Source organism: Pseudomonas sp. 8BK, from assembly GCF_902506475.1.
In the GTDB taxonomy this organism is placed as follows: domain Bacteria; phylum Pseudomonadota; class Gammaproteobacteria; order Pseudomonadales; family Pseudomonadaceae; genus Aquipseudomonas; species Aquipseudomonas anguilliseptica.
Map to the genome: position 1 here is coordinate 1,826,779 of NZ_LR733252.1, position 17,958 is coordinate 1,844,736.

15 protein-coding genes are annotated in these 17,958 nt (G+C 60.4%); 6 read left to right on the top strand and 9 right to left on the bottom strand.

What is annotated here, in order from left to right; genetic code table 11:
• Positions 1-36: 36 nt before the first annotated feature.
• From ACIN8IBEIGE_RS08340 to ACIN8IBEIGE_RS08355, 4 genes are all read right to left on the bottom strand, one after another.
• The gene (locus tag ACIN8IBEIGE_RS08340) at positions 37-1,200 is read right to left on the bottom strand and encodes an isovaleryl-CoA dehydrogenase (protein WP_160014231.1); all 1,164 of its coding nucleotides are present in this window, start codon (positions 1,198-1,200) and stop codon (positions 37-39) included.
• 29 nt (positions 1,201-1,229) lie between these two features.
• Positions 1,230-1,631, bottom strand: coding sequence for a MerR family DNA-binding transcriptional regulator (locus ACIN8IBEIGE_RS08345; protein WP_090253868.1), 402 nt, complete (start codon positions 1,629-1,631; stop codon positions 1,230-1,232).
• Positions 1,632-1,776: 145 nt separating this feature from the next.
• Positions 1,777-2,106 carry a low molecular weight protein tyrosine phosphatase family protein gene (locus tag ACIN8IBEIGE_RS08350; RefSeq protein WP_160014232.1) on the bottom strand — a complete coding sequence of 110 codons (330 nt, stop codon included), beginning with the start codon at positions 2,104-2,106 and terminating at the stop codon, positions 1,777-1,779.
• A gap of 18 nt (positions 2,107-2,124) precedes the next feature.
• Complete coding sequence (locus ACIN8IBEIGE_RS08355; protein ID WP_090386339.1) at positions 2,125-3,057, bottom strand: LysR family transcriptional regulator; 933 nt, start codon at positions 3,055-3,057, stop codon at positions 2,125-2,127.
• A gap of 425 nt (positions 3,058-3,482) precedes the next feature.
• Here ACIN8IBEIGE_RS08355 and ACIN8IBEIGE_RS08360 point away from each other — a divergent pair, with 425 nt between their 5' ends.
• A complete protein-coding gene (locus ACIN8IBEIGE_RS08360) occupies positions 3,483-4,712 on the top strand; it encodes an acyl-CoA dehydrogenase (RefSeq protein ID WP_160014233.1) in 1,230 nt (409 codons plus the stop codon).
• A 54-nt stretch (positions 4,713-4,766) separates the two neighbouring features.
• Here the strand turns inward: ACIN8IBEIGE_RS08360 and ACIN8IBEIGE_RS08365 are convergent, their stop codons facing one another.
• The 5 genes from ACIN8IBEIGE_RS08365 to xthA all read right to left on the bottom strand — a co-directional run bounded on the left by ACIN8IBEIGE_RS08365 (position 4,767) and on the right by xthA (position 9,280).
• Positions 4,767-4,970 carry a hypothetical protein gene (locus ACIN8IBEIGE_RS08365; RefSeq protein ID WP_160014234.1) on the bottom strand — a complete coding sequence of 68 codons (204 nt, stop codon included), beginning with the start codon at positions 4,968-4,970 and terminating at the stop codon, positions 4,767-4,769.
• Positions 4,971-4,974: 4 nt separating this feature from the next.
• A complete protein-coding gene (locus ACIN8IBEIGE_RS08370) occupies positions 4,975-5,958 on the bottom strand; it encodes a TerC family protein (protein ID WP_160014235.1) in 984 nt (327 codons plus the stop codon).
• Between the two features lie 147 nt (positions 5,959-6,105).
• Positions 6,106-6,855: an ABC transporter substrate-binding protein gene (locus ACIN8IBEIGE_RS08375; RefSeq protein WP_160014236.1), complete on the bottom strand. Its 750-nt coding sequence runs from the start codon at positions 6,853-6,855 to the stop codon at positions 6,106-6,108.
• Between the two features lie 122 nt (positions 6,856-6,977).
• A complete protein-coding gene (locus ACIN8IBEIGE_RS08380; RefSeq protein ID WP_160014237.1) occupies positions 6,978-8,360 on the bottom strand; it encodes a substrate-binding domain-containing protein in 1,383 nt (460 codons plus the stop codon).
• Positions 8,361-8,464: 104 nt separating this feature from the next.
• The gene (xthA, locus tag ACIN8IBEIGE_RS08385; protein ID WP_160014238.1) at positions 8,465-9,280 is read right to left on the bottom strand and encodes an exodeoxyribonuclease III; all 816 of its coding nucleotides are present in this window, start codon (positions 9,278-9,280) and stop codon (positions 8,465-8,467) included.
• A 143-nt stretch (positions 9,281-9,423) separates the two neighbouring features.
• On the opposite strand from xthA, the gene ACIN8IBEIGE_RS08390 reads away from it, so the two are divergent.
• The 5 genes from ACIN8IBEIGE_RS08390 (at position 9,424) to tpx (ending at position 17,838) form a co-directional block, all read left to right on the top strand.
• Positions 9,424-10,065 carry an N-acetyltransferase gene (locus ACIN8IBEIGE_RS08390; RefSeq protein WP_160014239.1) on the top strand — a complete coding sequence of 214 codons (642 nt, stop codon included), beginning with the start codon at positions 9,424-9,426 and terminating at the stop codon, positions 10,063-10,065.
• Positions 10,066-10,164: 99 nt separating this feature from the next.
• Positions 10,165-11,892, top strand: a complete 1,728-nt coding sequence (locus ACIN8IBEIGE_RS08395) for an autotransporter assembly complex family protein (protein WP_160014240.1) — start codon at positions 10,165-10,167, stop codon at positions 11,890-11,892.
• Positions 11,889-15,557 carry a translocation/assembly module TamB domain-containing protein gene (locus ACIN8IBEIGE_RS08400; protein ID WP_160014241.1) on the top strand — a complete coding sequence of 1,223 codons (3,669 nt, stop codon included), beginning with the start codon at positions 11,889-11,891 and terminating at the stop codon, positions 15,555-15,557. The genes ACIN8IBEIGE_RS08395 and ACIN8IBEIGE_RS08400 overlap by 4 nt, the downstream gene beginning before the upstream one ends.
• Positions 15,558-15,851: 294 nt before the next feature.
• On the top strand, positions 15,852-17,195 hold the full coding sequence (locus ACIN8IBEIGE_RS08405; RefSeq protein ID WP_160014242.1) for a sodium:alanine symporter family protein: 1,344 nt from the start codon (positions 15,852-15,854) through the stop codon (positions 17,193-17,195).
• Positions 17,196-17,337: 142 nt separating this feature from the next.
• Positions 17,338-17,838 carry a thiol peroxidase gene (gene tpx / locus ACIN8IBEIGE_RS08410; protein ID WP_160014243.1) on the top strand — a complete coding sequence of 167 codons (501 nt, stop codon included), beginning with the start codon at positions 17,338-17,340 and terminating at the stop codon, positions 17,836-17,838.
• Positions 17,839-17,958: the final 120 nt, after the last annotated feature.

Below are 17,958 nucleotides of genomic sequence, written 5' to 3' on the forward strand. Positions count from 1 at the left end.
CGCTTCGCGGTTTTCCACCCTACGTAGGCAAACGCCTTATTTGGTTTCGTTAAACAGCTCGCGGCCGATCAGCATGCGGCGGATTTCGCTGGTGCCGGCGCCGATCTCATAGAGCTTGGCGTCGCGCAGCAGGCGGCCGGCCGGGTACTCGTTGGTGTAGCCGTTACCACCGAGCAGCTGGATGGTGTCGAGGGCCATCTTGGTGGCCATTTCGGCGGTGTAGAGGATCACTGCAGCGGCATCTTTACGCGATTCCTCGCCGCGGTCGCAGGCCTTGGCCACGGTGTACAGGTAGGACTTGGAGGCGTTCATGCCGGCGTACATGTCGGCCAGCTTGCCCTGCACTAGCTGGAACTCGCCGATCGACTGCTTGAACTGCTGACGTTCGTGCACGTAAGGCAGCACCACGTCCATGCAGGCGCTCATGATCCCGGTCGGGCCGCCGGAGAGCACGGTGCGCTCGTAGTCCAGGCCGCTCATCAGCACGCGCACGCCAGCGCCTTCTGCGCCGAGGATGTTCTCCTCCGGCACTTCGCAGTCCTCGAACACCAGCTCGCAGGTGTTGGAGCCGCGCATGCCCAGCTTGTCCAGCTTCTGGTGGCGGGAGAAGCCCTTGTAGTCACGCTCGACGATAAACGCGGTCATGCCGCGCGAACCGGCGTTGATGTCGGTCTTGGCGTAGATCACGTAGGTGTTGGCATCCGGGCCGTTGGTGATCCACATCTTGTTGCCGTTGAGAACGTAGCGGTCACCGCGCTTCTCGGCGCGCAGCTTCATCGACACCACGTCGGAGCCGGCATTCGGCTCGCTCATGGCCAGGGCGCCGACATGCTCGCCGGAGCACAGCTTGGGCAGGTACTTGGCTTTCTGTTCGTGGCTGCCGTTCTTGCGAATCTGGTTCAGACACAGGTTGGAGTGGGCGCCGTAGGACAGACCGACCGAAGCCGAGGCACGGCTGATCTCTTCCATGGCCACCACGTGGGCCAAGTAACCCATGTTGGTGCCGCCGTATTCCTCTTCCACGGTCATGCCGAGCAGGCCCATGTCGCCAAACTTGCGCCACATGTCCATGGGGAACTCGTTATCACGGTCGATCTGCGCCGCACGCGGTGCCAGCTCGGCCTGGGCGAACTGGTAGACCGAGTCGCGCAGCATGTCGATGGTCTCGCCGAGACCGAAGTTGAGGGTTGGATAGCTCATGGTTCCACCTGTAATTGTTCGAATTAAGTTCAGGAGATAACAGTTTGTTTTTTATCGGTTTCAGCTAAAGCCGCTAGGCAGCGCTCTTCGGCGGTATCCAGCTCAAGTTGCATCTGTTCGATGTCCAGCAGTTGTTGCTGCAACTGGGCGCGACGCTCGGCGATCTTGGCCATAAAGGTGTGCAGCTGCTTGTGATTACCGTGCACCGGGTCGTACAGCTCGATCAGTTCCTTGCACTCGGCGAGCGAGAAACCGATGCGCTTGCCGCGCAGGATCAGCTTGAGGGTGACCTTGTCCTTGGCGGTGTAGATACGCTCCTGGCCGCGGCGCTCGGGGCTGAGCATCTGCTGTTCTTCGTAAAAGCGAATGGCGCGGGTGGTGATATCCAGCTCGCGGGCCAGTTCGGAAATGGAATAGGTGGTGGCGGACATACGGCAGCGCTCTTGTTTACCTTTACGTTAACGTAAGCTTGCCGGAGCCTGTAGTCAACCAGAGCGCGTGCAGCGTTATCAGGCTGATCAAACCTGATAGGGGTTTATGAGCTGAAAACTGTTATCCGATAAAGGCTTGCAGCGCTTATCTAGAAAGGTAGGGAGGTACACGCTGTTGCAGCACTTGCACCAGCGCGGGGTCCATAAACGCGTAATCGTCGGGGATATTCAGGCTGTAGATAGGCTTGTTGCCAAGCTGGCGGCGGAATTTCTCGGCCAGCTTGCGCCGATGGCGGCTTTCCATCACCAGGATCAACTCGGCCCACTCCAGCAGTTCCGGGTTGACTGGGTTGTCGGCATCGCGGTTGACCCCGGCCGAGGCTGTTTCAACCCCAGGCCAATTGGCGAAAACCTGTTCGGCGGTGGGGCTGCGCAGGCGGTTCTTGGCGCAGATGAATAGAACCTTGAGTGACATGTTGTGCTATCCGAAGGCTCAGGCCTGGGTTTTCAGGGTTTTCTTTTCCTGGGCCGTGGCCTGCTGGGAAATCTCGATGATCTGTTCGCGCATCCAGCGGTTGGCCGGGTCTTGGTCGGTGCTTTCGTGCCAGTAGAGATGGGTCTCCAATGGAGTCATGTCTTTGACTGGCAGTTCAACAAAATGCAGGTCATTACGGCGGGCAAAGCGCTCCGGTACGGTCATGGCCATGTCGGTGCCTTGCAGCACGGTGGTGGCCATCAGGTAATGCTGCGAGCGCAGGGCGATCTTGCGCTGAATACCCATACGGCCGAGGGCCAGATCAACGTGACCGAGACCGCTGCGGCGGCTGGAGATATGGATGTGGGTCAGGCCCATGTATTCATCCAGAGTGATCTTGTCCTTGGCCAGCGGATGGCCGCGGCGCATTGCGCAGACATAGCGGTCTTCCATCAGTTTGACGTGGCGCACCTGCGGGTCGGTATTCAACGGCGCGTCCACAGCGAAGTCCAGGCGGCCGGCGGCCAGCTCCTTGGTGGTTTCACGGCGTCGGGCCAGCATGCTTTCGATATTCACATTGGGCGCCATACGGCGCAGGCGCTGGAACAGCGGCGGCAGGACGATGGCCTCGGTGAGGTCGGTCATGCTGATGCGGAAGGTTTTGTTGGCCTGGGCCGGGTTGAAGATGCGGCTTTCCTGCACAGAGATACGCAGCTGCTGCAGCGCGTTGCGCACCGGGCCGATGATGTTCTGCGCCATTGGCGTGGGCACCATGCCCTGGGCAGTGCGCACGAACAGTGGGTCATTGAAGGTTTCCCGTAGGCGCGCCAGTGCGTTGGAAACGGCTGGCTGGGTAATACCGACGATCTGTCCGGCGCGGGTTAGATTGGCCTCGGTGTAGATGGCATCGAAGACGACAAAGAGGTTGAGGTCGACCTTGTTCAGATTCATTACACGCTCGCTCCGCAGGTTGTCGGTATTAGGGTCTGTTGCCGTTTCGTTCGCGGCCGCGCCGGAGCCTGTTTTAGCGCGAGGCAAGGCACGAGACACGAAGTTTGGTTGTTCCAAATGAGTGTCGAGAAACGCAGTATCGCGCTAAAACAGGCCCGGCCCTTCGGGTTGCGCGCAAAATCGCGCCATGCGTTGTTGGAGGACTTGGCAAGGGAACAACCATTACCTACGTCCTCCGCCTAGCCTGGCGAGATTTTGCGCAGCAACGCAGCTCGCGAAGAAACGGCAACAGACCCTAATCAATCATATATCGGTGATGAATGTTTATACACGGTGAGAATAGATTAGATAAATCCTAAGCCCTGTTCTAGCATCATTTCCACTTCACCGAACTCCTCCAAAATCAGCGTCAGAAGGTAGCCATCATGGATTTCGCCTACTCCCCCAAGGTTCAGCAGCTGCGTGAACGCGTCACCGCGTTTATGGAGACCCATGTCTATCCAGCCGAAGCCGTGTTCGAGCAACAGGTCAATCAAGGCGACCGCTGGCAGCCCACTGCGATCATGGAAGAGTTGAAAACCAAGGCCAAAGCCGAAGGCCTGTGGAACCTGTTTTTGCCGGAGTCCGAGTTGGGCGCAGGCCTGACCAACACCGAATATGCGCCGCTGGCGGAAATCATGGGCAGCTCGTTGATCGGTGCTGAGCCATTCAACTGTGCCGCGCCGGACACCGGCAATATGGAAGTACTGGTGCGCTACGCCAACGAAGCGCAGAAAGAGCAGTGGCTCAAGCCGCTGCTGGACGGCACCATTCGTTCCGCCTTCGCCATGACCGAGCCAGGCGTGGCGTCCTCCGATGCCACCAATATGCAGGCCAGCGCCGTACGCCAGGGCGATGAGTGGGTGATCAACGGCCGCAAGTGGTGGACATCCGGTGCCTGCGATCCACGCTGCAAGATCATGATTTTCATGGGCCTGACCAACCCGGATGGCCCGCGCCATGCTCAGCATTCGATGATTCTGGTGCCGATGGACGCGCCGGGGGTGAAAGTGCTGCGCCCGCTGCCGGTATTTGGCTACGACGACGCGCCACACGGCCATGCCGAAGTACTGTTCGAAAACGTCCGCGTACCGTACGAGAACGTGCTGCTGGGTGAGGGCCGTGGATTCGAGATTGCTCAGGGCCGTCTTGGCCCAGGCCGTATCCACCACTGCATGCGTTCCATCGGCATGGCTGAGCGCGCGCTGAAGCTGATGTGCGAGCGCTCGATCAACCGTACTGCCTTCGGCAAGCCGCTGGCCCGTCTGGGCGGCAATATCGATCACATCGCCGACTCGCGCATGGAGATCAATATGGCCCGTCTGCTGACCCTGAATGCGGCTTATATGATGGACACCGTGGGCAACAAGATCGCCGCCAGCGAGATCGCCCAGATCAAGGTGGTTGCACCGAACGTGGCGCTGAAGGTGATCGACCGCGCGATCCAGATCCACGGCGGCGCCGGGGTGTCCAACGACTTCCCGCTGGCCTACTGGTATGCCATGCAGCGCACCCTGCGCCTGGCCGACGGCCCGGACGAAGTGCATCGCGCGGCCGTTGGCAAGTTCGAGATCGGCAAGTACGTATCGAAAGAAATGATGAAAGCCAGCCGCTAAAACGCGTCACTGAAAACGCACAAGGCCCGCAAATGCGGGCCTTGTGCGTTGTGGCTAATGAGGTGTTCCCGGCGGGGCAAATTCATCATCCGGACTGGCGCTCTGTTGCAGCCAAAGCAGGCGCATATGCAGTTGCGCGGCGAAGGCGCGGGCGGCTTGTTCCTGATGAAAAATCAGGCTGCGTCTGCCCATGCGCACTTGCCAGCGTAGCTTGCCGCGCTGCAGCAGCGGTTCGATAACGATGCTCGGTGAGCTCAAACGATCAATGCTCCTGCCTGGGTGTACGAGTTTTCAGCAGAGACAGTATCACTCCGCCCGCCAGCAAGCCGAGAGTCATGCACAGCGAGAGCAGGGCGGGCACCTTGATGATTTCGTGGAGAAAGATCTTGCCACCGATAAACATCAGTACCAGAGCCAGGGCGTACTTCAAGTAGATAAAGCGGTGCATCAATGCGGCCAGAGCAAAGTAGAGCGCGCGCAGGCCGAGAATCGCGAAGATGTTCGAGGTGTAGACGATAAAAGGGTCCTGAGAGATGGCCAGCACTGCTGGCACACTGTCCACGGCAAAAACCAGGTCGGCCAGCTCGATCACTACCAGCGCCAGCAGCAGCGGCGTGGCATGCAGCAGGTGCTTGCCCGACGTTCTATCCGGCTGACGCACCAGGAAGCGTCCGCCGTGCATATCTTCGGTCACCCGGATATGCCTGCGCAGGAATTGCAGTAAGCGGTTCTGGGCGAGGTCAGGGTGATGTTCTTCCTGAGCAGAAAGCATGCGTACCCCGGTAAACAGCAGAAACGCGCCAAACAGGTACAGCACCCATTCGAAGCTCTGCACCAGCGCCGTGCCCAGGCCAATCATCGTTGCGCGCAGCACGATCACCCCGAGAATGCCCCAGAACAGCACGCGGTGCTGGTAGCGCCGGGGGATGGCGAAGAAGTTGAGAATTACCGCCATAACGAACACGTTGTCCATCGACAGCGATTGCTCAACCAGAAAACCGGTGTAGAACTCCAGCGCCTTGGTTGCCCCCAGCTGCCACCAGATCCAGCCGCCAAAGGCCATGCCAACACCGAAGTAGCCGCTGTACAGCAACAGGCTTTCGCGCATCTCGATTTCATGCTGGTCGCGGTGCAGCACGCCGAGGTCAAGTATCAGCAAACCGAGGATGATCAGTAGAAAGGCCAGCCAGAACCAGCCAGGGGTGCCGAATAATGGAGTGGTGAGCATGCTTGCCAGGCTATCCATGGAGCCACCTCGAATGTCTGCCTAAGTTGAGAATCAACTCAGTGACTCCGACATCACGGTGAAGGCTCGCCGCCAGAGGGGCCCGGCGTCACGCTGATTAAGCAATAGGCTTTGCTGGCGAACTTGGCAAGCGCAGGAGCGGGGGATTCAGTTGCTGTACTGGTAGATGATCGGGGCAAAAATCCCGGTGTCGTGGCCATTTTTCAGGCACTGATTGAACTGCTCCAGAAACCAGCCCATTTTCAGCGCTTTGGCGATGCCCATGTGCTTGCTGTCGCTCTTGAACGGCACCGGCAAGGTGGTAAAGGCATCCGGATGCAAGCCAGGCCAGCTCTGGGCGAGCCTGCGGATGTCGATGCTTGAACCGAGCAGGATCGCATCGATTCGACCACGCTGCAGCATACCCAGGCCGCTGCGGGTGTCGTTGAACCCGACGATGGTCAGGGTGCCGTTGGCCACGGCTTCGTCATAGGCCGTGCCATAGCTGGTGCCGATAGTGGCGCCGATCAGCTTGTCTTTCAGGTCGGTAATGTTCTGGTAGGGAAATTCGCGGCCTTTTTGCACCACCAGCACGATATGTTCGGTGAAGATCGGTTCGGAAAAGTCGAACAGAGTTAGGCGTTCATCACTGATCGACAGGCCGATGACACCGCCTTCGCTGCGCTCGGCCATGGTGTAGGCGCGTTTCCATGGCAGCAGCTGGATTTGATAGGGCACCTGCATCTGGTTCAGGCAGTGTTTGCTGATGTCGACGACAATGCCCTTGGCCTCTCCATCTTCCTCAAAGTACTTGGGGAAGCCATCGTGTGAACCAAACACGTGGAATACCTCGGCCTGGGCGCTTTGTACGAGCAACAGAGCCAGCAGCAGGAGCAGCCGCAGAGGTATAGCGGGCATGGCAGAACCTCAAACAGAGGCGAGAAAGTCTGTTCAGCTTAGCCACTCGGCGCTGTTAATCACTGCCTGATGCAGCAATTACTGTAAACAACGCCGGGTTTTCTGTGAGGTTGATTGCAGGCTTAGTACACCCAGACTTCAACCCGGCGGTTCTTGATCCGTCCGTCATCGCCGCTGTTGGCGGCTACCGGCAGTTCATCACCCATGCCGATGATGTCGCGAAAGATCACGCCGCCCTTGTTCAGTTCACGGCGCACGGCCATCGCGCGCAGTTTCGATAGCAGCTCGGCGCGGGCGGGGTCGGCCTTGGCATCGCCGAAGCCCACCAGCACCACCTTGTCGCGCAGCTTGTCCTGCTCGCGCAGGTAGGTCATCAACCGCTTGAGGTCACGCAGGGCCTTGTTGTCGAGGTTGGCGCTGCCTTCCTGAAAGCGGAAGTTCACCGACAGGCGTTGAGCGTTCTTCGCTAGATTCTGGTAGTTCGCCGGCATTTGCACGTTGGCGGGGATTTTCACCGCCTGTACGGTCTGCGCGATAAAACCGTTCTGATCAACAATCGCCTGGCCGCGCGTGCTGTGGGCGAACTTCACCAGTGCCCGTCCCCATGGGTTGCTCAGCTCCGGCTGGTTATACAGAAACAGTCGACGCGACAGCGGGTAATCCTCAGTGGCGATCAGGGTCAGACTCGGTTGCATCGGTTGTGAGTCACCGGCGGCAATTGCCACCGCCTTGGCCTGGCGGATATAAGGCAGGCCGATAAAGCCGATGCCGCTAGGATCCTGGCTGACCGAGTCGGAAAGCTTTTCGCTGGACTCGAAGCGCTTGGCGTTGGCGGCCAGGGCTTTGCCGTTGGCGCTGAGCACCAGTTCCTTGAAGGTGTCGAAGGTGCCTGACTTGTCATCACGGGCGTACAAGGTGATGGCCCCGGCCGGGGCACCGAGTTGCGCCCAGTTGTTGATCTCCCCGGCGAATACCTGTGCCAGTTGCGTGGTGTTGAGTGCGGCGAGCGGGTTGCTCGGGTGCAGAATAATGGCCAGGCCATCGAGAGCGATGATCTGTTCGGCGCTGGCGCTTTTCAGGTCGCCCAGGCTCAGCAGACTGGTGGCTTCGCTGTCCTTGATCGGCCTGGACGAAGCGGCCAGTTCGGCGCTGCCGTCGGCCAATGAGGTAAACCCGGTGCCCGAACCATGGGCCGCCACTTCAATGCTCACACTGCGGCCATCGGCGGTTTTACCGGTGATCTTCTGCTCGTTTTCCGCCGCGCCAGCTTCGATGCGAATGGCGCTCAGCCCCTGTTCTTCGAATAGGCCTATGACCAGTGCAGGGCCAAGCCTCGCGCCGATGGTGTTGGAGCCCTGAATGCGCAGCACGCTGCTGCTATCGCTGGGGATGGGCAGGGCGGCGAATACCGACCAGGGCAGGGCGTAGCAGATGGAGCCGAGCAGCAGAAAGCTGACGGTGCGAATCCAGGTATCACGTTCGAAGGCAGAGGAGGCGCGCGGCATGCGGCAAACACCTTATATGGGTGAGTGAAAGTGCCGCGAAGATAAGACAAAAAAGTGACTGTAATATGACAGTCACTTATCTATGTGAAGGCTCTATTGCAGGCTTAATGCGCCAGTTCAAGCCAGATGGGGGCGTGGTCCGATGGCTTTTCCATGCCACGCAGGTCGTAGTCAACGCCGGCATCCTTGATCCGCGCCTGCAACGCCTGAGAGGCGAGAATCACATCGATGCGCAGGCCGCGCTTGGGTTCGTCCTCGAAACCGCGGCTGCGGTAATCGAACCAGCTGAAACGGTCATTCACCGTAGGGTTGAGGTGGCGGAAGCTGTCGACCAGGCCCCAGCTCTTCAGGGTGACCAGCCATTCGCGCTCTTCCGGCAGGAAGCTGCATTTGCCGGTTTTCAGCCAACGCAGGCGGTTCGGCTCGCCAATACCGATGTCGCAATCTTCCGGCGAAATATTGATATCGCCCATTACCACCAGCGCCTGTTCGGGGCTGAACTGGTTGAGCAGCAATTGCTGCAAGTCGGCGTAGAAGCGCTGTTTTGCCGGGAACTTGGTCGGGTGGTCGCGGCTTTCACCTTGCGGGAAGTAGCCATTCATCACTGTTACCGGGTTGCCCTGGGCATCGGCGAAGGTGCCGTAGATAAAGCGTCGCTGCGCGTCTTCGGCATCACCGGGAAAGCCCTTGTGCAGGCTCAGCGGTTCCTGGCGCGAGAGCAGGGCGACGCCGTAGTGGCCTTTCTGGCCGTGGTAGTGCACGTGGTAGCCGAGCTGGCGGATATCCGCCTCGGGGAACTGCTCGTCGGCCACCTTGGTTTCCTGCAGACCGATAACATCCGGCTGGTGTTTCTCGATTAATGCGGCCAGTTGATGCGGGCGTGCACGCAGGCCATTGATATTGAAGGAGACGATCTTCATGGGCGGCAGTCCTGGCTGTGGCTCTGGAAAGCCCGCGATGCTAGCCGATTAGCGGCCCTGCCGGCCAGCCTGTGGCGGCACTGGGTGCGCGGTGCTAACGTGGCTGCAGGCCCAGTAAATCAAGAACAACAGAGGTCACGCAGATGCCTGACAGTCTCGCCGAAGTACGTATGCTCGATGGTGGCTATGCCCGCGAAGCACGCTCGCTGCTGTATCACGCCTACCGCCACGACCCCACCTTTGCCTACCTGTTTGAAGCCGAGCGGCCGGGCTATGACCAGCGCGTACGCGCCACGGTGCGTGAGCTGGTGCAGCAGCACTTTGCCGAGGATCTGCCGGCGATTGGCCTGCTGATCGACGACCGCCTGATCGGCATGGCGCTGATCGCCCCGCCGCAGCGACGCATGGACATCACCGAAAGCTGGGGCTGGCGCATGCGTATGCTGCTAACCACCGGGTTTCGCTGCACCAAGCGCTATCTGGAATATCACGATGCAGTGATCGCTTGCCTGCCGCCAGGGCCGTACCACGTGTTGCCGCTACTGGGCATTCACCCGCAGTACCAGGGCAAGCACCTTGGCGAGCAACTGCTTGAAGCACTGCACAACTGGTGCGCCGAAGACGCCAGTTCCCAGGGTATGGTGCTGGATACCGGTAATGGACATTACCTGGAGTTCTATAAGCGTCAGGGTTACGAAGAAATCGGCGAGGTGGCCATCGGCCCGATTATCGAGCACGTGTTCTTCCATCCAAGCCCGCAACTGACGATCAAGGCCAGTGCCTGAAAACGGTCTGCTCGGTGTGTCTGCCGACACATCGAGTCGCAACTATTTGCCCGCGCTGGTGCTCTAAGTCGGCCCTGAGCTCGTGCTAGCATCGCCCCCATGCCTGTTTTCCCCAACCTTCTCGCAGGGCTATTTCTTCTGCTACTGAGCGCTACGGCCCTGGCCGAAGCACAGCTGCGTGTGCGGGTTGAACCGGCCAACAGTGCGCTGAAAGGCAATATCAAGGGCTATATCGGCAGTCTGGGCGAGCGCGATGCCGAGGCCTTGCAACGCTATCGTCGGGTCGCCGAAAACCAGGCGGAAAAAGCCGCCCAGGCCCTCGGTTACTACCAGGCGCACATCACCACCGAGGTAAGCGAGGGCGCAACACCGCGCCTGACCGTGCGCATTCAGCCAGGTGAACCGGTGCGTCTGCGTGATGTGGTGGTGCGCGTCGAAGGGCCCGCTGCGCAACTGCGCGCCTTTCGTACGCCCAATGACCCGCAATTGCATCGCGGTGCGCAGCTTAATCACGGGCATTACGATGCGGCCAAGCGCGAAATTCAGAATCAGGCCTCGCGTTATGGTTTCTTCGCCGGGCGCTTTAGCCGTCAGCGACTGACAATTGACCCCGAGGCCGGGGTTGCCGATATCGAGCTGATCTATCTCAGCGGGCCGCGTTATCAGCTGGGCGACGTGAGTTTTGTCGGCGATGCGCCCTTCGATGAGCAATTGCTGCAGCGCATGGTGCCGTTCCCAGCGGATACCCCCTATGACTCGGCGCTGATTGCCGAGCTGTATCAGGCGCTGCGCTCCAGTGGTTATTTCGAGTCGGTACAGGTGGACGCCAACCCTGGCAGTGCCGTGGCTGAGCAGATTCCGGTGCAGGTCCAATTGCAGGCGCGCAAACCGCGCAGTATGGGCCTGGGCTTGGGTTTTTCCACTGACGTTGGCCCGCGTGGCAGGGCCAACTGGACGCGGCACTGGGCTAACCCGCAAGGGCATAGCTATGGCGCGGAGTTCGAGCTGTCGGCGCCGCGGCAGAATGTCGGCCTGTGGTACGACGTGCCGCTCGATCCGCCATTGACCGACAAACTGCGGGTGGCCGGCGGCTATCAGGCCGAAGACCTGGCCAATACCGACAGCAGCAGCCGCCTGCTGACCTTCGGCCCGGAATGGCACAGCAAACTCGACAGCGGTTGGCAGCGCGTGCTGTCGCTGAAGTGGCAGCACGAACAGTACGATCTGGGCGACGATGCCGGCAGCAGTACGCTGTTGATGCCGGGCCTGAGCTATTCCTACCTGCACAGCGATAACCAGATCGACCCCAACCATGGCTATCGCCTGCAGCTCGATCTGTCCGGCGCGGCCAAGGGGTTGCTGTCTGATGCCAATGTGCTGCACGGCAATCTTCAGCTCAAAGGCCTGACCACGCTCTTTCAGCGTCACCGCGTGCTGGGCCGGGTGCAAGTGGGCGGCACCGAATCCGACGGGTTTTCCAAGGTGCCGCCGTCGCTGCGTTTCTTTGCCGGTGGCGATCAGAGCGTACGCGGTTATGACTACCAGAGCCTGTCGCCGGAAAACCGTGCCGGCGACAAAATTGGCGGGCGTTATCTGTTTACCAGCAGCCTGGAATACCAATACAGCCTGACTGAGCGCTGGCGCCTGGCGAGTTTCTTCGATCAAGGCAATACCTTCGATTCGCTGCAGATTCCCTCGCTGAAAAGCGCGGTGGGCCTTGGTGTGCGCTGGGTGTCGCCATTGGGGCCGCTGCGCCTTGACCTGGCGCATCCGCTGGATGATCAGGGCGGCGTGCGCCTGCATTTCTCCATGGGGCCGGAACTGTGAAGCGCGGGCTGCGTTATGGTCTGTTCAGCCTGCTGGGGCTGCTGCTGGTGTTGGCCATCAGCCTGAGTCTGCTGCTGGGCACCCAAGGTGGCAGCCGCTGGTTGTTGGCGCAGGTGCCGGGTTTGCAGGTCGACGACTTCGCTGGCCGTCTGGGCGGTAGCTGGAGTGCGACACAGCTGCGCTGGCAGCAGGGCGATGACAGCGTGCAGGTGATGGCGCCTCGCCTGGTGTGGTCGCCTGTATGTCTGCTGCGCCTGACCCTATGTGTCGAGCAACTGCGCAGCGGGCCGATCAGCCTGGTCTTCCCGGCTGATCAGCAGCCCAGCAGCGAGCCGTTCAGCCTGCCGGACCTGAGCCTGCCGCTAGCGCTGCAACTGAATGAGGTGCAGATCGACAGCCTGCAGCTTAATGGTGTCGAGCAGATGCAAAGCTTGCAGCTGGCCGCGCGCTGGACTGCCCAGGGTATTCAGGTTGATAACCTCAGCCTGCACACTGCCGATCTGCAGCTGGCGTTGCAGGGGCAGCTGCAAACTTCGAGCAGCTGGCCGCTGCACCTGAGCGGACAGCTGCAATTACCAGCGCCCGAGCAGCAGGCCTGGCCGCTGGCTCTGCAGCTCAAAGGTGAACTGCGCGAGCGGGTGCAAGTCTCGGCCAGCAGCAGTGGCTATCTGACCGGAGAACTGAGCGGTTGGCTGCAGCCTTTGGCGGAGCACCTGCCGGCGCAACTGCGTATACAGGTAGCGACCTTCAAGGCCAGCGCTGAGTTGCCGGACACCTTGGATCTTGAGCAGCTTGAACTGAATGCCCAAGGCGATCTGCAGGAGGGTTATCAGATCACGGGCAGTGCCAGCTTGCCGGCAGCCGAGGGGCCGATTGCCCTGGCGTTGGCGGGGCTGCTCAAGGCTGACGGCGCGACCATCAGCAATCTGAGCCTGGCCGCCGAACCTGAACAGCAGATACAGCTCAGCGGTGAGTTGAACTGGCAGCAGGGCCTGAGCCTGGACAGCCGCTTCAACTGGCAGAACTTCCCTTGGCAGCGCCTCTATCCGCTGGAGGAACCAGCGCCTGTGGCGCTGCGGATGCTAAAGGGTGAGCTGGCCTATCAGGATGGCAACTACCTCGGGCATTTCGCTGCCGAGCTGGATGGCCCAGCCGGCGCGTTTAGCTTGCAAAGCCCGCTCAGTGGCGATCTGCAGAAGCTCTATCTGCCCGAGCTGCGCCTGCACGCCGGTCAGGGCCGCGCCGAAGGCCAGGTCAGCCTGGGTTTTGCCGAGCAGCTGAGCTGGGATGTGCGTTTGCAGTTGAGTCAGTTCGATCCGGCCTACTGGCTGGCCGAGTTGCCCGGCAGCCTGGCAGGCCCACTCAACAGCTCGGGAAGATTGATCAATCAGCAGCTCAACCTTACCGCTGATATCGATCTCAGCGGTCGTTTGCGCGGCCAATCGGCCAAGCTGCTGGCGAAGTTCGTTGGCGGCCTGGAGCAGGGCGAGCTAAGTGCATTGGATATCCGCATGGGGGATAACAGCATCAGCGGCAAGGCCGCCTTGCAGCAACAGCTGAGCGGTCAGCTGCTCCTGGCGATGCCACGGCTGGGCCAGCTATGGCCGGGTTTGCAGGGGCAGCTCAATGGCCAGCTGGATCTGGCTGGCAATCTGCAAGCACCGCAAGGCCAGCTGCAACTGCAAGGCCAGCGCCTGGCCTTTGCAGAACAACGCATACAACAACTCAAACTCGATGCCGGTTTGAACAGCGCCCAGCGCGGCCGGGTCACTCTGCAGGCAGTGGGCATTGCGCTGGGTGAAACCCAACTGGGTCGCCTGGATGCCACGGCCGCCGGTGATCAGCAACAGCAAAGCCTTGAGTTGCAACTGCAAGGCCCGCTGCTGAATAGCCAACTGGCCCTGGCCGGCAAGCTGGACAAGGGCAACTGGCGCGGCAGCCTGAGCCATGGCGAGGTACAAAGCAGCGGTCAGGATTGGCGCCTGCAACAGCCGGCCACGCTGGTGCGGCTGGCCAGCGGGCAGCTCAGCCTAGGCGCGCATTGCTGGCGTTCTGGCGATGCCAGTCTGTGTGGTACAGAGCAGCGCCTGCTGCCGCAGCCCAAACTGAACTACCAGCTGAGCAACTTCCCCATGGACAGCCTGGCGGCCCTGTGGCCCAAGGATTTCGCCTGGCAAGGCGAGTTGAATGGTCGGCTGCAGCTGGATCTGCCGGCCAGCGGGCCGAATGGCAGCCTGGAGCTGGATGCTGGTAGCGGCATCTGGCGCATTCGTGATCAGCAGCAGTGGCTGGAGTTTGCCTACGACAGCCTGCGCCTGAGTACGCAGTTACGCCCGCAGCGCATCGATAGCCTGCTGGAACTACATGGCCCGGCCATTGGCGAACTGTCGCTGCAGGCTCAGCTTGATCCGCGCCCGGCGAGCAAGCCACTGTCCGGCAACTTTCGCCTGAATGGCCTGGACCTGGCGCTGGCTCGCCCGTTTGTGCCGATGGTCGAGCGTATCGCCGGGCAGCTGAATGGCACGGGCACCTTGTCGGGTGGGCTGTTGGCGCCGCAGATCAACGGCGACCTGCGCGTGGTCAATGGCGAAATAAGCGGCACTGAGCTGCCGATGAATATCGAGCAGCTGCAACTGCAGGCGCGCATCGAGGGTGAGCAGCTGCAGTTGGAAGGCGACTGGCGCAGTGGTGAGCAAGGGCAGGGCAGCCTGAATGGCGAGCTGAGCTGGGCCGCTGGGCTCTTGGCCGATATGCAGCTGCGGGGAAACCGACTACCAGTCACGGTAGAGCCCTATGCTGCGCTGGAGGTCGAGCCGGATCTGCGCTTGAGCCTGCGTGATGAGCAGCTGTCGCTGGCCGGCAAGGTGCTGATCCCCAGCGGCAAGATTGAGGTGCGCGAGTTGCCGCCCTCAACCGTGCAGGTTTCCAGTGACGCTCAGGTTATTGGTCGCGATAGAACGGAACCACAGGCCACGGCGATTGCCATGGATATCGATGTCGAGGTTGGTCAACAGCGCCTGACCTTTAGCGGCTTTGGCCTGGACGCCGAGCTGCTTGGTCGAGTGCATATCGGCAATGATCTGGACACTCGTGGCGAGCTGAGCCTGAACAAGGGCCGCTTCCGCGCCTATGGCCAGCGCTTGAATGTGCGCCGCGCGCGGCTGTTGTTTGCCGGGCCCATCGATCAGCCTTTTCTCGATATCGAGGCGGTGCGTCAGGTGGATGATGTCACCGCCGGTCTGCGCTTGAGCGGCAATGCGGCGCAACCGACCAGCACGGTGTTTTCCGAGCCAGCGATGAGCCAGGAACAGGCATTGTCCTACCTGGTTATGGGGCGGCCGCTGGGGCAGGGCGGCGGTGACAACAATATGCTTGCGCAAGCGGCGTTGGCCCTGGGCATGGCCAGCAGTGCACCGCTGGTTAATAGCCTCGTGCAGGGCCTGGGTATCAGTGACTTTCAGCTCGACACCCAAGGCTCTGGGGTAACCACCAGCGTGGTGGCCAGCGGCAATCTGTCCGAGCGTTTGAGCCTGCGCTATGGCGTGGGGGTATTCGAGCCGGCGAATACCATCGCGTTGCGCTACGAACTGAGCCGCAGGCTCTACCTTGAGGCTGCCAGCGGGTTGGCCAGTTCTCTGGATTTGTTCTACCGGCGCGATTTTTAGGGGCTGTTTGTGCGGGTTAATGCTGGATTAAGCCATTAAATTCGCGTTTAAATTGCGCGCCTCGCTCAAAACGGCTGAGCGTTGAAATCTAAACAGTGAAAACCACTATCACAGTCTTCATATACTGACCGCCGCTGATCACCGGGCAGTCGTTGTGCTGACTGGTATAGCCCGATCCGTTGTTTGCAGGCGTGCCAACCCGGCTCGCGTTCTGTGTAACAGCCAGGCCTACCCGGCAATCGGACAAGCGAAGGCTACCCACCTCGCGTTCACTACAAGAATAAGGAAATGAGCATGGAATTCGTCAACACCCTGGTCAATCAACTCAATGGCGTGGTCTGGGGCCCGCCCATGCTGGTGCTGATTCTCGGCACCGGTCTGTTCCTCATGTTTCGCCTGAAATTCATGCCGCTGAGCAAGATCGGCGCAGGCTTCAAACTGATGTGGCAAGGCCGCCAGAAAGGCGATGCCGAGAGCGGCGAGATTAGCCCGTTCCAGGCGCTGATGACCTGCCTGGCCGCCACCGTCGGTACCGGTAATATCGCCGGTGTGGCCACCGCGATCTTCCTCGGCGGTCCGGGTGCATTGTTCTGGATGTGGTGTACCGCACTGGTCGGTATGGCCACCAAGTACTGCGAAGTGGTGCTGGCGGTGCATTACCGCGAGAAGGATGAGCGCGGCGAACACGTCGGCGGTCCGATGTACGCGATCAAGAACGGCCTGGGCAAGAAGTGGCTGTGGCTGGGTACCGCGTTCGCCATCTTCGGCGGCTTTGCCGGCTTCGGTATCGGCAACATGGTGCAGGTCAACAGCATGGCCGCAGCCCTGCACACCACCTTCAATATTCCGCTGTGGGTGACCGGTGTGGTGACCATGCTGTTTGTCGGTATGGTGATCCTCGGCGGCATCAAGCGTATCGGTAAAGTTGCCGCGACCCTGGTGCCCTTTATGTGCGTGGCTTACATCATTGCCGCGTTCGTGGTGCTGGTGGTCAATGCTGCGGAAATCCCGAAAGCCTTTGAAATGATCTTCACCTACGCCTTTACCCCGATTGCTGCTACCGGTGGTTTTGCCGGTGCGGCGGTGATGGCGGCGATTCGTTTTGGTGTGGCGCGCGGTATCTTCTCCAACGAAGCAGGCCTGGGTACTGCAGGTATCGCTCAGGCGGCCGGCACCACCAACAGCCCGGTACGTTCGGGGATGATTGGTATGCTCGGGACCTTTATCGACACCATCATCATCTGCTCGATGACTGGCTTGGCGATCATCACCTCCGGCGTGTGGACCAGCGGTGCCAGCGGTGCAGCGCTGTCGGCGGCAGCCTTCGAACAGGCGATGCCGGGCGTTGGTGGTTATATTCTGACCATTGCCCTGGTGGTGTTTGCCTTTACCACCATCCTCGGCTGGAGCTACTTCGGCGAGAAGTGCTGGGAATATATGGTCGGGACCAAATCGATCCTGCCGTTCCGCATCCTCTGGGTAGTAGCCGTGCCGTTTGGTGCGATTGCCCAGCTGGACTTCGCCTGGTTGGTGGCCGATACCCTCAACGGTCTGATGGCGATTCCTAACTTGCTGTCGCTGCTGTTGCTTAGCCCGATCGTGGTCAAGCTGACCAAGGATCACTTCGCAAAAAATTGATGTGTCGCCTGGGCAGGCAGGGTAGTCTGACTTTCTGGTCAGCTATGCTTGCCTCCCTTCAAGAGGGCGCGGGCTTGCCATTTGGCGGGTTCGCGCCCTTACTTGTTAACCCTCTCCAATCTCGTTGAAAAGGATCGTCTCCATGGCACAAGTCACCCTCAAAGGTTCCCCGGTTGAAGTCACCGGTCAACTGCCGCAGATTGGTCAGCAAGCGCCGGCGTTTAGCCTGGTTGCCGGTGACCTCAGTGACGTGAGCCTGGCCAGCCTGGCCGGCAAGCGCAAAGTCCTGAATATTTTCCCAAGTGTTGATACCCCAACCTGCGCCACCTCCGTGCGTACCTTCAACGCCAGTGCCAGCAAGCTGGCCAACACCGTGGTGCTGTGCATTTCCACTGACCTGCCGTTCGCCCAGGCGCGTTTCTGCGGTGCCGAAGGTCTGGAAAACGTGATCAACCTGTCGACCATGCGTGGCGCCGACTTCCTGCAGAACTACGGCGTGGCCATTGCCAGCGGCCCGCTGGTGGGTGTGGCTGCCCGTGCGGTCGTGGTGCTGGATGAAAACGACAAAGTGCTGCACAGCGAGCTGGTCGGTGAAATTGCTGACGAGCCGAACTACGACGCCGCGATTGCTGCGCTCAAGTAACACCTGCTCAGTGCGTGTCCAACGGCCTGCTCTGCAGGCCGTTTTCATATGTGGATCAGACATTTAGTTACGTAAGGAAAAGGTAAATAGGCGGTAAAGAGGCTTTGCAGGCCGGCTGAT

Excerpts from the sequence above, each read along its gene's own strand:
- ACIN8IBEIGE_RS08375 (WP_160014236.1), bottom strand. The coding sequence starts at position 6,855 with ATGCCCGCTATACCTCTGCGGCTGCTCCTGCTGCTGGCTCTGTTGCTC.
- ACIN8IBEIGE_RS08380 (WP_160014237.1), bottom strand. The coding sequence starts at position 8,360 with ATGCCGCGCGCCTCCTCTGCCTTCGAACGTGATACCTGGATTCGCACC.
- ACIN8IBEIGE_RS08360 (WP_160014233.1), top strand. The coding sequence starts at position 3,483 with ATGGATTTCGCCTACTCCCCCAAGGTTCAGCAGCTGCGTGAACGCGTC.
- ACIN8IBEIGE_RS08370 (WP_160014235.1), bottom strand. The coding sequence starts at position 5,958 with ATGGATAGCCTGGCAAGCATGCTCACCACTCCATTATTCGGCACCCCT.
- ACIN8IBEIGE_RS08395 (WP_160014240.1), top strand. The coding sequence starts at position 10,165 with ATGCCTGTTTTCCCCAACCTTCTCGCAGGGCTATTTCTTCTGCTACTG.
- ACIN8IBEIGE_RS08350 (WP_160014232.1), bottom strand. The coding sequence starts at position 2,106 with ATGTCACTCAAGGTTCTATTCATCTGCGCCAAGAACCGCCTGCGCAGC.
- ACIN8IBEIGE_RS08340 (WP_160014231.1), bottom strand. The coding sequence starts at position 1,200 with ATGAGCTATCCAACCCTCAACTTCGGTCTCGGCGAGACCATCGACATG.
- ACIN8IBEIGE_RS08355 (WP_090386339.1), bottom strand. The coding sequence starts at position 3,057 with ATGAATCTGAACAAGGTCGACCTCAACCTCTTTGTCGTCTTCGATGCC.
- xthA (WP_160014238.1), bottom strand. The coding sequence starts at position 9,280 with ATGAAGATCGTCTCCTTCAATATCAATGGCCTGCGTGCACGCCCGCAT.
- ACIN8IBEIGE_RS08345 (WP_090253868.1), bottom strand. The coding sequence starts at position 1,631 with ATGTCCGCCACCACCTATTCCATTTCCGAACTGGCCCGCGAGCTGGAT.
- ACIN8IBEIGE_RS08405 (WP_160014242.1), top strand. The coding sequence starts at position 15,852 with ATGGAATTCGTCAACACCCTGGTCAATCAACTCAATGGCGTGGTCTGG.
- tpx (WP_160014243.1), top strand. The coding sequence starts at position 17,338 with ATGGCACAAGTCACCCTCAAAGGTTCCCCGGTTGAAGTCACCGGTCAA.
- ACIN8IBEIGE_RS08390 (WP_160014239.1), top strand. The coding sequence starts at position 9,424 with ATGCCTGACAGTCTCGCCGAAGTACGTATGCTCGATGGTGGCTATGCC.